We start from the raw sequence: 16,252 nt of genomic DNA on the forward strand, positions 1-16,252 counted from the left end.
CGGGTCCGACCGCAGGCGGACGGGTCAGCGAGCGGGCTTCGGGCAGGACGGATGCGCCCCGGCCGCGACGAGATCCTTGACGGCCGTGCGCGGATCGCCGCTGGTGACCAGCCCCTCACCGACGAGTACCGCGTCGGCGCCCGCACCCGCGTAGGCGAGCAGGTCGGCGGTCCCCCGCACGCCCGACTCGGCGATCTTCACGACGTTGGTCGGCAGTCCCGGCGCGATCCGGCCGAAGGTGTCGCGGTCCACCTCGAGGGTCTTGAGGTTGCGGGCGTTGATGCCGATCACGCTGGCGCCGGCCTCGAGCGCACGGTTCGCCTCCTCCTCGGTGTGCACCTCCACCAGGGCGGTCATGCCGAGCGACTCGGTGCGGTCGAGCAGCGAGCTCAGGGTGTTCTGCTCGAGGGCCGCGACGATCAGCAGGATCACGTCGGCACCGTGCGCACGGGCCTCGTGGATCTGGTACGGACCGACGATGAAGTCCTTGCGCAGCACCGGGATTCGGACAGCGGCACGCACCGCGTCGAGGTCGGCCAACGAACCGTGGAAGCGGCGCTCCTCGGTGAGGACGCTGATCACGCGCGCCCCGCCCTGCTCGTAGGCGAGGGCGAGTTCGGCCGGGTCCGCGATGGCGGAGAGCTCGCCCTTGGACGGGCTCGCACGCTTGACCTCGGCGATCACGCCGATACCCGGGGAGCGCAACGCCGCAGCGGCGTCGAGTGCAGCGGGAGCGGCGGCGGCCGCGGCCTTGACGGCGGCGAAGTCGACCACGGATTCGCGGGCGGCGACGTCGGCGCGGACCCCGTCGAGAATCGAATCGAGAACAGTCATCGCGTCCCGAGTCCTTTCTGGGCTGGCGGCCGATGTGAGGAACCTCATCGGATTCGTAAAGCGTAGAGGGCGCCCCGGTCTTGACTAACGCCGGGTGTCTGTGTCACCGGCGTCGCCGGGGTTTGCCTGGTCCGGCGACTGCTCCTCGGTGGGGTCCTCCCCCGCGTCGAGCGCATCCCAGAGCTCTCGTTGGCTCTGCGGTTCCCCGGAGCTTGCGCTGCCGCGCTTGCTCGCCTCCTCGCGACGAGCGGCCGGCGCCGCGTACTTCGACGACAACCCGGCGCTGACCGACGCCTTCCGGACCAGCGCCACCGCGGCCGCCAGCGCGAACACCGCACCCAGCAGGGCCAGGACCGCCGGCGCGGGGTGCGTCGCGGTGCCGGTGACCTCGGCGCGGGCCGGCAACTCGGCGAGCCGTCCGGCCTTGTCGTTGTCGGCACCCTCGATCAGCAGCGTCACCGCGGGAATCGCCGCGGCGACCGCCACCGCCGCGACCAGCACACCCACCACCCGCAGCGCCCAGCCCCGCACGGCGAACGAGGCCGCGATCGCCGCGAGCAGCGTCAGCGCGAGCGGAGTGGTCGCGGCCGCCCAGGTACCGCCGATGAGCGCGGTGCTGCGCGCGTCGCCGAGCCCGTCGAAGGAGTCCACCCGCACCCACGTCATCCGGGAGGACGCCCACAGGCACAGCGCGGCGGCCGCGAGCAGCAGGGCGGGCAGCGCCGCGGCCCGCGCGGACCGTCGGGCGGGCGGGGCGGCGGCGTCGCCGGTGGGCGTCCCCTCACTCATCGGCACCTCCCAGGGTCCTGAGCGTGCCCGCCGCCGCGATCGCGCTGAGCACCGCCATGGCCTTGTTACGCGCCTCGGTGTCCTCGTACACGGGGTCCGAGTCCGCGACGATCCCGGCGCCCGCCTGCACGTAGGCGGTGCCGTCCTTGACCAGTGCGGACCGGATGGCGATGGCGGTGTCGGCGTCACCGGCGAAGTCGAGGTACCCGACGATGCCGCCGTAGATGCCGCGCCGGGTCGGTTCGAGTTCGTCGATCAGTTCCATGGCCCGAACCTTCGGCGCGCCGGAGAGGGTGCCGGCGGGGAAGCACGCGGTGACCGCGTCGAGCGCGTGCCTGCCCTCCGCGAGCCGCCCGGTGACCGTGGAGACCAGATGCATGACGTGGCTGTAGCGCTCGACGTGCCGGTAGTCGTGCACCTTGACGGTGCCCGGCTCGCAGACCCGGCCGAGGTCGTTGCGCCCGAGGTCCACCAGCATCAGGTGCTCGGAGTTCTCCTTCTCGTCCGCGATCAGGTCCTTCTCGAGCAGCAGGTCGTCCTCCTCGCTGGCCCCGCGCCAGCGGGTGCCCGCGATCGGGTGGGTGGTCGCGACCCCCTCCTTGACCGTGACCAGCGACTCGGGGCTCGACCCGACGATGGTGAATGCGATCCCGCCGTGGCCGTCAGGGACGTTGACCAGGTACATGTACGGGCTCGGGTTGGATGCGCGCAGCATCCGGTAGATGTCGAACGGGTGCGCGTCGGTGTCCATCTCGAACCGCTGCGAGAGCACCACCTGAAATGCTTCGCCGGCCTCGATCTCGCCGATCAGCGTGCGCACGTCGGCACCGAACGACTCGGTGGTGCGCTGACGCCGGTACTCGGGTGCCGGCTTGCCGAAGGTGGACACCGTGGACGGCGACGACGCACTCAAGGCCGCGGTCATGGCGTCGAGGCGGGCGACGGCGTCGTCGTACGCCTCGTCGACGTGCTCGTCGGTGCCGTTCCAGTTGACCGCGTTCGCGATCAGGGTGATCGCGCCCTCGTGGTGGTCGACGGCGGCCAGGTCGGTGGCCAGCAGCATCACCATCTCGGGGACCTGCAGGTCGTCGACCGCGTTGCTGGGCAGTCGTTCGAGCCTGCGCACGATGTCGTAGCCCATGAACCCGACCATGCCGCCGGTGAGCGGCGGCAGGTCGGGCAGTCGCTCGCTGCGCAGAAGTTCGAGGGTCTGCCCGAGCGCCTGAATCGGGTCGCCACCCGCGGGGACGCCTGCGGGGACGTTGCCCTGCCAGCCGGCCTCGCCGTCCACGACCGTGAGCGCGGCCGGGCTGCCGGCGCCGATGAACGACCATCGCGACCAGGACCGGCCGTTCTCGGCCGACTCGAGCAGGAAGGTTCCCGGCCGGTCGGCCGCCAGCTTCCGATACGCCGAGAGCGGAGTCTCTGAGTCCGCCAACACCTTTCGGGTCACCGGGACGACGCGATGGTCGGCCGCCAGGGAGCGGAACTGTTCCCTGGTGGTGGTGGACTCGCTCGCGTCGACGACAGCGGTTGCGGAGGGGACGGAGGTTGACTCGCCGGACATGGCACCCATCATCCCAGGAGCGGAGCCTGCGCAGCGACCGGGTGCACAGGAGCGGAGCCTGCGCAGCGACCGGGTGCACAGGAGCGGAGCCTGCGCAGCGACCGGGTGCTGTGGCACGACGGCCGGTAGCCTCGTCGCAATGGAAACCGGTCAGCTCGCTCCCGACTTCTCGCTTCCCGACCAGGACGGCACGGTCCGGACGCTGAGCGAACTCGTCGCCGACGGTCCGTTGGTGCTGTTCTTCTACCCGGCGGCGTTCACTCCGGTGTGCACCGCGGAGGCCTGCCACTTCCGCGACCTGGCCTCGGAGTTCGCGGCGGTGGGCGCCTCACGGGCGGGCATCTCCACCGACAAGGTCGACAAGCAGGCCTCGTTCGCCGCCGCGAAGTCGTTCGACTATCCACTGCTGTCCGACGAGTCGGGCGCGGTCGCCGAGCAGTTCGGGGTGCGGCGCGGGCTGCTGTCGAAGCTGTCGCCGGTCAAGCGCACCACCTTCGTCATCGGCACCGACCGGACCGTCCTCAAGGTGATCGCCAGCGAACTGCGCGCGAACACGCATGCCGACCAGGCGCTCGAGTTCCTGCGCGAGCGCTGACGCCTACGCGACCTGGAGCGAGCGCTTCGCCAGGCCCATCCAGAATCCGTCGATCACCTGCTGGGGCACCTGCCCGGGTTCGCTGGACGCGCCGAGCGTGACGAACAGCGGCGCGAAGTGCTCGATCGTGGGGTGCGCGTAGGGCATGCCGGGGGCCTTGGCACGGAAGTCGATCAGCGCGTCGACGTCGGCCGCGGCGATTCGTTCGGCGGCCCAGGCGTCGAAATCCGCGGACCAGCCCGGCGCGGTGGCGTTGGGCGTCCAGTCCCGCAGGAACGGCAGCCCGTGCGTGGCGAACCCGGATCCGACGATAAGCACACCCTGTTCGCGCAGCGGCCGCAGTCGTTCGCCGAGGTGCAGCAATCGCTCCGGGTCGAGGGTCGGCATCGAGATCTGCAGCACGGGGATGTCGGCGTTCGGGTACATCACGGTCAGCGGTACGTACGCACCGTGGTCGAGTCCGCGGTCGGGCTGGTGGACGACGGGCTCGTTGTCCGGCATGAGTGCGGCGACCTGCTGCGCCAGCTCCGGCGCCCCGGGCGAGCGGTAGGTCACCTGGTAGTACTTGCGATCGAATCCGCCGAAGTCGTAGACCAGCGGGGTGCCGGTGGTCACGGAACCGATGGTGAGCGGCGCCGATTCCCAGTGCGCGGAGACGACCAGGATCGCGGTCGGACGGGGCAGGTCGGCGGACCACCGGGCGAGCTGGGAGACCCACAGCTCGTCGTCGACGAGCGGCGGTGCACCGTGGCTGAGGTACAGCGCCGGCATTGCGAGGTCCGTCATTTCGACTCCTTTAGATTGAAGCTTCAACTACAATAGGAGCAAACAGCGGCGGACGGCAAGTATTCCCGGGTGACGTGACAGCATGACCCGGTGGTGCACACGACACGGGGGTTCAGATGACTGTGAGTTCGGACGATTCGGGGGATCCGACGACTCGGTGGCTCAGCGACGAACAGCAGCGCGCCTGGCGCGAACTGGTCGCCCTGACGACCCGCCTGCCCGCGGCGCTGGACACCCAACTCCAGCGCGATTCGGGATTGACCCACTTCGAGTACTTCGTGCTCGCGGTCCTGTCCGAGGCACCGCAGCGGCGCCTGCAGCTCAGCGTCCTCGCCGGTCAGGCGAACGCGTCGCTGTCGCGCCTGTCGCACGTCGTGACGAAGATGGAGAAGGCCGGCTGGGTCAGGCGCAAGAGCATCGTCGGCGCCCGCGGATCGCTCGCGGTCCTCACCGCGGCCGGGTACGCCAAGGTCGTCGCCGCCGCGCCCGGGCACGTGGAGACGGTGCAGGCGCTCGTCTTCGACGGCTTGGACGCCGATCACGTGCGCGAGCTCATCACGCTCGGCAAGACCATGGTCACCCAGCTCGACCGGGCGATCGCCGAGGGCACCGGCAAGGCCTGAGCGGCGGCCGTCACCCCAACGGCACGCCGCCGACACCCCAGTTCTCGCGCGGGACGTCGGTGAGCGTGACCCACACCTGGGCCGGGTTCTTCCCCGTCGCCTCCGCGTACGCCTTGGTGACGGCTTCGATGGTGGCTCGCTTCTGCTCGATGGTGAGCCCCGGCGTCTGGCTGATCTGAATTAGTGGCATGGAAAACACTGTGCCACCAGACGATTGACGCTGGGACGTCGACCGGGGAGACCCTGGGCCTGCCAGCCACCGGGCGAGACAGGTGGCAGCGGAGAAATCGCTGGTCAGACCTGCGCGATCGGCGCGCGCCCCGGTGGTCGGCAACCCCAAGACCGGGTAATGGTCTCTCTGTCGCGCCCTTCGACTTCGAGACCGCGGCGGATACAATCGAAGTTCCGCGCTGGCAGTGGGGGCTCGGATGGAAGCTGAACCGGATGGCCGATCAAGCGAAGCTCCTTGAATACCTGAAGCGGGTCACCGCGGAGCTGTACCAGGCACGGGAGAAGCTTCGCGAGGCCGAAGGGGTGAGCCGGGAGCCGATCGCCGTCATCGGGATCGGCTGCAGGTTCCCCGGCGGGGTGCGATCGCCCCAGGACCTGTGGCGCCTGGTGGAATCCGGTTCGGACACCGTCTCCGGGTTCCCCGAGGACCGGGGCTGGGGCCTGGCGGATCTCTACGATCCGAAGGCCGAGCAGTCCGGCAAGACCTACACGATGCAGGGCAGCTTCCTCGACGACCCGGCGGGGTTCGACCCCGAGGTCTTCGGCATCTCGCCCCGCGAGGCGCTGGCGATGGACCCCCAACAGCGACTTCTCCTCGAGACGAGCTGGGAGACGTTCGAACATGCGGGCATCGATCCGCGGTCGGTGCACGGCCGCCGGGTCGGCGTCTTCACCGGGCTGTCCGGCATCGACTACGCGGCGCGAGCGGGCGGCATGCCGCCCGAGGACCTCGAGGGGTACTTCATCACCGGCAACGCCATGAGCGTCGCGTCCGGCCGCGTTGCCTACAGCTTCGGCCTGAACGGACCCGCGATCACGGTGGACACCGCGTGTTCGTCGTCGCTGGTGTCCATCCACCTCGCCATGCAGGCGCTGCGCGGCGGCGAGTGCGAACTGGCGCTGGCGGGCGGGGCGACCGTCATGGCCACCCCCGCGGTATTCGTGGAGTTCAGCCGCCAGCGCGGACTGGCCAGGGACGGTCGGTGCAAGGCATTTTCCGCCGCTGCGGACGGCACGGCGTGGGGCGAGGGCGCGGGGATGGTCGCGTTGGAACGCCTGTCCGACGCAGAGCGCAGGGGTCGACGGGTACTGGCCGTCATCCGCGGCAGCGCGGTGAACCAGGACGGCGCCAGCAACGGCCTGACCGCCCCGAACAGGCAGGCTCAGGAGCGGGTGATCGCGCAGGCGCTGGCCAATGCGGGGCTCGGCCCGGGCGACGTCGACGCGGTCGAGGCGCACGGCACCGGGACGAAGCTGGGCGATCCGATCGAGGCGTCCGCCCTGCTGGCCGCCTACGGTCGCGACCGTCCCGCCGACCGGCCGCTGTGGCTCGGCTCGGTGAAGTCGAACCTCGGCCACACCCAGGCGGCCGCCGGCGTCGCCGGGGTGATCAAGATGATCATGGCGATGCGGCACGGCGTCCTGCCGAGGACATTGCACGTCGACCGGCCGACACCACACGTCGACTGGTCCGCCGGTTCGGTGTCGCTGCTCACCGAGAACCGGGAGTGGCCGGGGTCCGATCGACCCCGACGGGCGGCGGTCTCGTCGTTCGGCATCAGCGGCACCAACGCGCACGTCGTCCTCGAGGAGTCCCCACCGGTCGAGTCGCGGGCGGGGGAATCAGCATCTCCCCCGGACGAAGTCGTGGCCTGGTTCGTGTCGGGCCACACCGAGAACGCGCTGCGCGCCCAGGCCGAGCGGTTGCGCGAATACGTCACCGAGCACCCCGACCTGACGCCGACCGAGGTGGCAGGTGCGCTGCTGGGTTCCCGTGCCGCGTTCGACCACCGCGCCGCCGTGATCGGCACACGGACGCAGAGCCTGTCGAGCGGACTCGATGCGCTCAGCAGAGGCGCGCCCAGCGCTGACGTCGTGACCGGCGTGGCGTTGGAAGCCGGTGACCGGCCGGTGTTCGTCTTCCCAGGCCAGGGTTCGCAGTGGGTGGGCATGGCCACCGAACTGCTGGACACGTCGCCGGTGTTCGCCGACATCGTGCGCGAGTGCGCCGACGCGCTGGCTCCGCACACCGATTTCTCGCTGCTGGACGTGCTGCGTGACGGCGATCCCGCGGCACTGGACCGCGTCGACGTGGTGCAACCGGCGCTGTTCGCGACGATGGTCGGTCTGGCGGAACTGTGGCGCTCCCACGGCGTCGAACCGGCGGCCGTCGTCGGACATTCCCAGGGCGAGATCGCGGCCGCCTGTGTCGCGGGCGCGCTGGACCTGTCGGACGCGGCACTTGTCGTGGCCGCGCGCAGCAGGGTGATCGGCACGTCGGCTCGGCGTGGCGGCGGGATGGCCTCGGTGGCGCTGCCGCCGGACATCGTGCGGGAGAAGATTCAACCCTGGGCCGGCACCGTCGAGGTCGCGGCGATCAACGGGCCGTCCGCGACGGTGATCTCCGGCCCCGTCGACGCGCTCGACATCCTGGTCGAGCAACTGCAGGGCGACGGCGTCCAGGCCAGGCGGATCGCGGTGGAGTACGCCTCGCACTGCGCGGACGTCTCGGTCCTGCGTGACCCAATTCTCGACGTCCTCGCCTCGATCACCCCCCGCCGGTCGCGGATTCCGTTCTACTCGTCGGTCACCGGTGGCGTGCTGGACGGCACCGCACTGGACGCGGACTACTGGTACCGGAACCTGCGACGGACGGTCCGGTTCGAGGAAGCGACGAGATCGCTGGCCGCGGACGGGTATCGGCTGTTCGTCGAGTCGTGCAGCCACCCCGTCCTCACCGTGCCGTTGCAGGAAACCCTCGACGCGGCGGGCGTCGCCGGCCGTGCCGTCGGCACCATCCGGCGCGGCCGCGCGGGTCTACGCCAGTTCACCGCCGCACTCGCAGAGGCGCGGGTGTACGGACTGCACGTCGAGTGGGATCGGGTGGGCTGGGCTCGACACGGGGATCGGCACCGGTGGGTGGACCTACCCACGTACGCCTTTCAGCACCGCCGCTACTGGCTGGAAACCCCGGTGCCACAAGGCGATTTCGCGTCGACGGGGATGGAATCGGCCGGACACCCGATGCTCGCCGCGGCGGTCGAGCTCGGCGACGGCCGGGGCACGGTGTTCACGGGTCTGCTGTCCCCGCAACGCCTTCCGTGGCTGAGCGACCACGGCGTCACGGGCACCGTCATTCTGCCCGGCACGGCTTTCGTGGAGCTCGCCCTGCACGCGGGAAACCGCATGGGATGCGGCCGGATAGAGGAACTCGCCATCGAGGCACCCCTGGTGATCCCTGCCGAGGGCGAGGTGGCATTGCAGGTGAGCGTGCTCGCCGACGGTGACGCGGGCCGATCCACGGTGTCGGTGCACTCCCGGCCCGCGGATGCCCCGCAGGACACCCCCTGGACCCGGCACGCCACCGGCACGCTCACGGCGGGCGTGGGCACCGCCGACTCCCCCGTCCAGCAGTGGCCGCCCGCCGACGCCACGCCGATCGACGTCCGAGGTCTGTACGACGTGCTCGACGAGGCCGGCTACGAGTACGGCCCGGCCTTCCGCGGTCTGCGGGCGGCGTGGCGGTGCGGCGACGACCTGTACGGCGAGGTGCGGCTGAGCGGGGAGGACCCGGCCGCGGCGGTCGCGGGGTACGGGATCCACCCGGCGGTGCTCGACGCGGCCTTGCACGTGATTGCGCTGCAACATGTGAATGATGGAGCCCCGGACTCCGGTGTCCGGCTGCCGTTCGCCTGGGACACGGTACAGCTGCACGCCGTGGACGCCGCCGCCGTGCGCGTGCACGTCACCACAACCGGACCCGAGCGCTACCGGGTCTCCGTGTACGACACGGCGGGGCGACCGGTGTTGACCGCCCGATCGCTGGCGCTGCGACCGCTCGGGGACACGGACGTGCCTGCCGCCGGGGCCCGCGACAGCCTCTACCGCGTGGAGTGGATACCGGTGGGCGCGTCCAGCGCCGCGCCGGCAGACCTGATGCCGCTCGCGGAGGCGCTTGCCGGCGGTGATCCGGCAGGCCGCGTGCTGTGGCTCGACCTCGAACCGGGCGACGAACCGGACATGCCGGCTCGCGCGCACGCCGCCACGGACGCGACGTTGCGGGCGGTCCAGTCGTGGCTCCGCGAGGATCGCCTGGCCGAGACCCGCTTGCTGGTCACGACCAGGCTCGCGGTGGCGGTCCGCGACGACGAACCGGTCGACGACGTGTCGGCCGCGTCCGCGTGGGGACTCGTCGGCGCGGTGCAGAACGAGCACCCGGACCGCATCACGCTGGTCGACCTGGACGCACCCGCCGGTGATCCTTCGTTGATCTCCATGGCCCTGGCCTGCAACGAACCTCAGCTCGCCGTCCGGGACGGTGCACTGCTGGCGCCCATGCTCGCAGCGGTGACGCCCGCGTCGGCGGCGCCCGAACCGGGATCCGCAGTCTTCGGCGCGGACGGCACGGTCCTGATCACCGGCGGCAAGGGAACCATCGGCAGACTGATCGCCCGCCACCTCGTCGCGCGGCACGGGGTGCGCCGGCTGGTACTGACCGGCCGGCACGCGCTCGATGCCGAGCGTGCGGCCGAACTGCGCGCCGAGTTCGCCGAGTCGGGGGCGGAGGTCAGCATCGTCGCCTGCGACGTGGCCGACCGCGCTGCGCTGGCGGCTCTCCTCGCCGACATTCCGGACCTGTCCGGTGTGATCCACGCCGCCGGGGTGCTCGAGGACGCCACCGCCGCCACGTTGACCGAGCACCAGTTGCACGGCGTCCTTCGACCCAAGGTGGACGGCGCCTGGCATCTGCACGAACTCACCCGGGACCGCGACTTGTCGGCGTTCGTGCTGTTCTCCTCCGCGGCGGGCGTGCTCGGCGGCGCGGGTCAGGCGAACTACGCGGCGGCGAATGTCTTCCTCGACGCACTCGCGCAGCACCGCCGCGCCCGCGGGCTGCCCGCGACGTCCATGGCCTGGGGCCTGTGGGACCGGCCCAGCGGGATGACGTCCCATCTGAATGCTGCCGACCTCGACCGGTTGCAGCGCAGTGGCATCGACACCATCAGCCCGGAGTCGGGCCTGGCCCTGTTCGACGCTGCCCTCGCGGTGAACCGTCCGTTGATCGTGCCGATCCGGCTCTCCACGCGGGCCTCGCGATCCGAGCGTGAGTCGCTGCCGCCGATCCTGCGCCGAGTGCTCGGCGTCCGTCGTCGCGCCACCGCCGCCGCCGATTCCCCGACCGGCCTGGCCGTGGAGTTGCGGGCGCTGGACCCCGGTGAGCGGCACAGCCGAGTGCTCGACATCGTCACCACCCACGTGGCGGCCGTGCTGGGTCACGAAGGCAAGGAGGCGATCGACCCGGAACGTGCCTTCAAACAACTCGGTTTCGACTCGCTTACCGCCGTGCAACTGCGCAATCAGCTGGCGACCGCGACCGGTGTGCGGCTGGCCGCGACGGTGGTGTTCGACCATCCCACCGCCGACGCGCTCACTCAGGAGCTGGTGGCGCGCCTGCTCGGGGACGACGCGGCTGCGCAGCAGGCCGGTCCGGCACGTGCCCGCAGGGACGACGACCCGATCGCGATCGTGGGAATGGCATGCAGATACCCGGGCAAGGTGTACTGCCCGGAAGACCTGTGGCGCCTCGTCCGCGACGGCCGCAACGCCGTGGGCGCGTACCCCCACAACCGGGGCTGGAATCTCGACGAGGTGTACGACCCCGACCCGAATCGGGCCGGCACCACGTACATGAAGGAGGGCGGGTTCCTCTACGACGCAGACGAATTCGATGCCGCGTTCTTCGGCATCAGCCCGCGCGAGGCGATCGCGATGGACCCGCAGCACCGACTGCTCCTCGAGAGCGCCTGGGAAGCCTTGGAGCAGGCGGGGATCCAGCCGACCGCTCCCGGACTCTCCGACACCGGCGTGTACGTCGGGCTGATGGGCGGCGACTACGGCTTCCACCTGATGACTCAGCGCAACGTCGACGCCGAGGGCTACCTGATGACCGGTACGAGCAACAGCGTGGCGTCGGGCCGGATCTCCTACTCCCTCGGCTTCACCGGTCCCGCGGTCACCGTGGACACCGCCTGCTCGTCGTCGCTGGTGGCCATGCATCTCGCGGCGCGGGCGCTCCGCGACGGGGAATGCGCATTGGCGCTGGCCGGCGGTGCGACGGTGATGGCCACCCCCGGTGTGCTGATCGAGTTCAGCCGCCAACGCGGGCTCGCCTCGGACGGGCGGTGCAAGCCGTTCTCCGACCGGGCCGACGGCACCGGACTCAGCGAGGGCGCGGGAATGGTGGTGCTGGAGCGGCTCGGCGACGCCCGGCGCAACGGCCACCGGGTGCTGGCCATCATTCGCGGATCGGCTGTCAACCAGGACGGGGCCTCCAACGGATTGACCGCCCCGAACGGGCCGTCGCAGGAACGGGTCATCCGCCAAGCGCTGGCCGACGCCGCGCTCGGCCCCACAGACATCGACGCCGTGGAAGCCCACGGCACCGGCACGACGCTGGGTGACCCGATCGAGGCGCAGGCGCTGCTGGCCGCGTACGGGCAGGGCCGGGAGGGCCGGCCGCTCTGGCTCGGATCCGTCAAGTCGAACATCGGCCACTCCCAGGCGGCGGCCGGCGTCGCGGGCGTGATCAAGATGGTGATGGCGATGCGCCACGGGATACTGCCCCCGAGCCTGCACGGCGACCTCCCGACCCGGCACGTCGACTGGACCGCGGGCGAGGTCTCGCTCCTCGCCGAATCGGTTGCCTGGCCGGAGACCGGACGACCCCGTCGGGCGGCCGTCTCGTCGTTCGGCATCAGCGGCACCAACTCGCACATGATCCTCGAACAGCCCCCCGAGGACGCGGCCCCGGAGGTCCCGCCGCCGTCGGCGTCACCACTGGTCTGGGTGATCTCCGGAAAGACCGGGGATGCCATGCGGGCGCAGGCCACCCGGTTGGCGGAGTTTCTCGACAGGGACGAGTCCGAGCTCCCGGATCCGGCCGACCTCGCCTACTCACTGGCCACCACCCGATCCGGTTTCGCCCATCGCGCCGCGGTGATCGGAACAACTCTGGCCGACCTGCGCGACGGCCTCTCCCGAGTCGCCACGGGGCGACCGGGCGGCAACGTTGTCGCCGGGACGAGCGCTCGCGGAAAGACGGCATTCATGTTCACCGGCCAAGGTGCCCAGCGCATCGGGATGGGCCGTGGCCTCTACGACACCTTTCCCGTGTTCGCGGGAGCCCTGGACGAGGTCTGCTCCGCGCTCGACGAACATGTGGAAACCCCTTTGCGGCACGTGATCTGGGGTGACGCCGCGGGTGGCGACGCGAAGCTCGACAGCACCGAATACACCCAGCCGGCACTGTTCGCCATCGAGGTCGCGCTCTATCGGCTGCTGCGGGACTGGGGCATCACCCCCGACTACCTGATCGGCCATTCGATCGGCGAGGTCACCGCGGCACACGTCGCGGGGGTGTTCACCCTGCCCGATGCGGCCGCACTGGTGGGCGAGCGTGGACGGTTGATGCAGTCGACCGAACCGGGTCGGATGATCGCTGTACGGGCCCGCGAGGAGGACGTCCTGCCGCGGATCGACGGCCGCCTCGAACTCGCGGCCGTCAACGGCGCCGAATCCGTCGTCCTCGCGGGCCGCGAACGCGACGTGCGCGACGTCGCCTCCGAACTGTCCGCCGCCGGACTGAAGACCACGAGCCTGCGGGTCGAGCGGGCCTTCCATTCGATCCTGATGAACCCCGTCCTCGACCAGTTCGCCGCCATGGTGTCCAGGCTGACGCCGCAGCCGCCGACGATTCCGGTCGTCTCCAACGTCACCGGGCGCGTCGCTACGTCCGAGGAACTCATGTCCCCGGAGTACTGGACCCGTCACCTCCGGCATGCGGTGCGTTTCCACGACGGCATCGGTGCCCTCGACGAACTCGGCGTCACCCGCCTCGTCGAGGTCGGTCCCGGCGCGACTCTGGCGGCCTTGGCCGCCGAGGTCGTCCCGAACACGATCGCCACGCTGCCCGGACGCGGAGACGAAACACACGCGATCATCGAGGCGGTCGCTGCCGCCTACGTGCAGGGCGTGGCGATCGACTGGGATCGGGTACTCCCCGGTCGCCGACGGGTTGCCTTGCCCACCTACGCGTTCCAACGCCGCTCCTACTGGCCGACAGCGCCCACCCGGCACACCGGCGATCCGACCGAGCTGGGTCTGACGCCGGCCGATCATCCGCTGCTCGGTGCCGCGGTGACGCTCGACGACGGTGCGACCCTGTTCACCGGACAGCTGTCGCTGCACCGGGATCCGTGGCTCGCGGGGCCGTCGGTCGACGACGAGCCGTCGACCGACGACGCGAAGACGCTGTCGCCAGCCGTGCTCGTCGAACTCGCCCTGCACGCGGCCCACCACGTCGGTCTCGACCACATCGCCGAACTCACCCTGCACCAACCGCTGATCCTCTCGTCGTCGGAACTGATGTCGGTTCGGGTGCTGGTCACGCCCGCGGACACCGACGACAGTCGCTCCGTCGTTCTCTCGTCGAGCCCGAGTGGGTCCGAGGGCTCCGATACCTGGGTCCGGAACGCTTCGGCGACGATCGACGACGTCGTCGGCCCCGCCGCCGGTGTGCCGCACCAGGTCCCGGGCGACGCCGAGGACGAGGTGTGCGTCGAGGAAGGCACGGACACCAGCGGCTACGGCATCCATCCGGAGCTGTTGCAGGCGGCGCTCGAGCCCGTCCTCGGGCCGGACGACTGGCCGCTGACCTGGTCCGGAATCCGTCTGCACGCCGTCGGCGCGGAGGCGGTGACGGCGCGGTTCGTTCCCGGCGAGGACAGCAGGTACCGCGTCGCCCTCGACGACCCCGCCGGCGAGCCGGTGCTGACCGTGGATGCGCTGCGGGTCGTGCCCAGGGCGGTCGACGGGGCAGGCGCGGGCGGCAGGGCGGCCCCGCCGCTGCACCGGCTGACCTGGATTCCGGTCGAGGGCCCCTTGACGGAGCCGACAACCGGACCGATGGTCGTCCTCGGCTCCGAGTGGCCGGGCGAGCAGGGCGATCGTTCGACCTTCCCCAGCCATCCCGACCTGGCGGCGCTGCGAACCGCGATGGAGTCTGCGCCCGACGACGGCGACCGGGTCCCGTGGACGGTGCTGGCCGGATGCGGCACCGGGGACGAGCACGGTCCGGACGCGACCCACGAACTCTGCGCTCGGGTACTGCGCCTGCTGCAGCAGTGGCTGGACGACGACATCGTCGCCGACAGCCGGCTGGTGATCGTGACCCGCAACGCGATGGTCACCGACGACGGCCAGGACCCGAACGCGGCCGCCGACCTCCCGGCCGCGGCCGTGTGGGGCCTCGTGGGCTCCGCGCAGAACGAGAACCCGGACCGGTTCGTGCTGATCGACCTCGACGACGCGTCGGACACCGGTGCACTGATCGCGTCGGCGGTGGCGAGCGGGGAGCCGCAACTGGCGGCCCGGAACGGCGCTCTGCTGGCACCTCGACTGCGGCGGTTCCGTGCCGGCGACGATGTCGGTTCGCCGTTCGATCCCGCCGGGACCGTTCTCGTCACCGGCGGGACCGGCACCGTCGGATCGTTGGTAGCTCGCCACCTCGTGTCCGAGCACGGGGCGCGGCACGTGTTGCTGACCAGCAGACGCGGGCCCGACGCCGACGGTTGCGACCAGCTGCGTCGCGAACTGACCGACCAGGGGGTCGAGGTGCGCGTCGTCGCCTGCGACACCGCCGACGAGTCGGCCCTCGCGGCGCTGTTGGCCGGGATACCGCAGGAGCACCCACTGACCGCGGTGATCCACGCGGCCGGCGTGATCGACGACGGCACACTGGCCTCGCTCACCCCCGACCGACTCGACGCGGTGCTGCGGCCGAAGGTCGACGCGGCCTGGCACCTGCACCGGCTGACCGCGAAATGCGACGTGCGGGCCTTCGTCCTGTTCTCGTCGCTCGCCGGCATCCTCGGGGCGCCGGGGCAGGCGAACTACGCGGCCGCGAACGTGTTTCTCGACGCCCTTGCCCATCACCGCCACGCCCTGGGGCGGCCAGCGCTCTCGATCGCGTGGGGCATGTGGGCGCCGCCGAGCGCCATGACCGACAACCTCGGAGCTGTCGATCGCGCTCGAGCGCGCCGCAGCGGAATGGTCCCGATGCCCGCCGCCGACGGCCTGGCCCTCTTCGACAGCGCGTTGACCGCCGGGGTTCCGGCGGTGGCGGCCGCTCGCTTCGCCCACTCCGGTGTGTCCGCACCCTACGTTCCCGCCTCGTTTCGTGGCCTGATCCGAGAATCGCGCCCGCGCGCCGCGAGGTCGGACTCGGTCGGGACCGGATCGGACAGGTCCGGGCCGTCGGATTGGGCGCAGCGCCTTGCCGACCGGCCGATTCCAGAACAGCGGCACCTGATGCTCGATCTGGTGCGGGGCGGAGCCGCCGCAGTCCTCGGCTACGACGCTTCGGACTCGGTCGACCCCGACCAGGCGTTCAAGGAACTGGGCTTCGACTCGCTGGCCGCCGTTGCGCTCCGTAACCATCTCGGTGCCGCCACCGGGCTCCGGTTGCCACCGACGATGGTGTTCGATCACCCGAGTCCGCGTGCCGTCGCCGAGTTCCTGCGTGCGGAGCTCGTGCCCGACCCGATGTCGGTTGCCTGTGCCGACGTCGACCGGCTACATGCGACCATCGCCGAGCTCGGTGACGACCTCGAGGCGCGGTCGGCGATCGCACGGCGGTTGGAGAGTCTGCTGGCCGAGGTCCGCGCGGCCGACGGTGCGCATGCCGACGCGGTCGACAAGATCCACGCTGCGACCAGCGAGGAGATCCTGGACCTGATCGATCGCGGTCTGTGATCCGCGGAAAGCGGC

The 16,252-nt window shown here is 71.1% G+C and carries 8 protein-coding genes; 3 read left to right on the plus strand and 5 right to left on the minus strand.

The features are described from left to right. Positions 1-24 precede the first annotated feature (24 nt). The 3 genes from trpC to ACFXGJ_RS01240 form a co-directional block, all read right to left on the minus strand. Positions 25-834 carry an indole-3-glycerol phosphate synthase TrpC gene (gene trpC / locus ACFXGJ_RS01230; protein WP_378615620.1) on the minus strand — a complete coding sequence of 270 codons (810 nt, stop codon included), beginning with the start codon at positions 832-834 and terminating at the stop codon, positions 25-27. 84 nt (positions 835-918) lie between these two features. Next, entirely contained in the window at positions 919-1,623 is a 705-nt protein-coding gene (locus ACFXGJ_RS01235) for a TIGR02234 family membrane protein (RefSeq protein WP_378615622.1), read from the minus strand. Next, a complete protein-coding gene (locus ACFXGJ_RS01240) occupies positions 1,616-3,190 on the minus strand; it encodes an anthranilate synthase component I (RefSeq protein WP_378615624.1) in 1,575 nt (524 codons plus the stop codon). The genes ACFXGJ_RS01235 and ACFXGJ_RS01240 overlap by 8 nt, the downstream gene beginning before the upstream one ends. A gap of 139 nt (positions 3,191-3,329) precedes the next feature. Here ACFXGJ_RS01240 and ACFXGJ_RS01245 point away from each other — a divergent pair, with 139 nt between their 5' ends. Then, positions 3,330-3,785, plus strand: a complete 456-nt coding sequence (locus tag ACFXGJ_RS01245) for a peroxiredoxin (RefSeq protein ID WP_378615626.1) — start codon at positions 3,330-3,332, stop codon at positions 3,783-3,785. A 3-nt stretch (positions 3,786-3,788) separates the two neighbouring features. Here the strand turns inward: ACFXGJ_RS01245 and ACFXGJ_RS01250 are convergent, their stop codons facing one another. Then, positions 3,789-4,571, minus strand: a complete 783-nt coding sequence (locus ACFXGJ_RS01250; RefSeq protein ID WP_378615628.1) for a dioxygenase — start codon at positions 4,569-4,571, stop codon at positions 3,789-3,791. A gap of 116 nt (positions 4,572-4,687) precedes the next feature. Between ACFXGJ_RS01250 and ACFXGJ_RS01255 the strand changes: the two genes are divergently transcribed. After that, entirely contained in the window at positions 4,688-5,194 is a 507-nt protein-coding gene (locus tag ACFXGJ_RS01255; RefSeq protein WP_378615630.1) for a MarR family winged helix-turn-helix transcriptional regulator, read from the plus strand. A 10-nt stretch (positions 5,195-5,204) separates the two neighbouring features. Here ACFXGJ_RS01255 and ACFXGJ_RS01260 read toward each other — a convergent pair whose 3' ends face one another. Then, on the minus strand, positions 5,205-5,384 hold the full coding sequence (locus ACFXGJ_RS01260) for a 4-oxalocrotonate tautomerase family protein (RefSeq protein WP_378615632.1): 180 nt from the start codon (positions 5,382-5,384) through the stop codon (positions 5,205-5,207). A gap of 254 nt (positions 5,385-5,638) precedes the next feature. Here ACFXGJ_RS01260 and ACFXGJ_RS01265 point away from each other — a divergent pair, with 254 nt between their 5' ends. Then, positions 5,639-16,237, plus strand: a complete 10,599-nt coding sequence (locus ACFXGJ_RS01265; protein WP_378615635.1) for an SDR family NAD(P)-dependent oxidoreductase — start codon at positions 5,639-5,641, stop codon at positions 16,235-16,237. Positions 16,238-16,252 lie beyond the last annotated feature (15 nt).

The organism is Rhodococcus sp. NPDC059234 (assembly GCF_042754225.1).
GTDB lineage: Bacteria > Actinomycetota > Actinomycetes > Mycobacteriales > Mycobacteriaceae > Rhodococcus_G.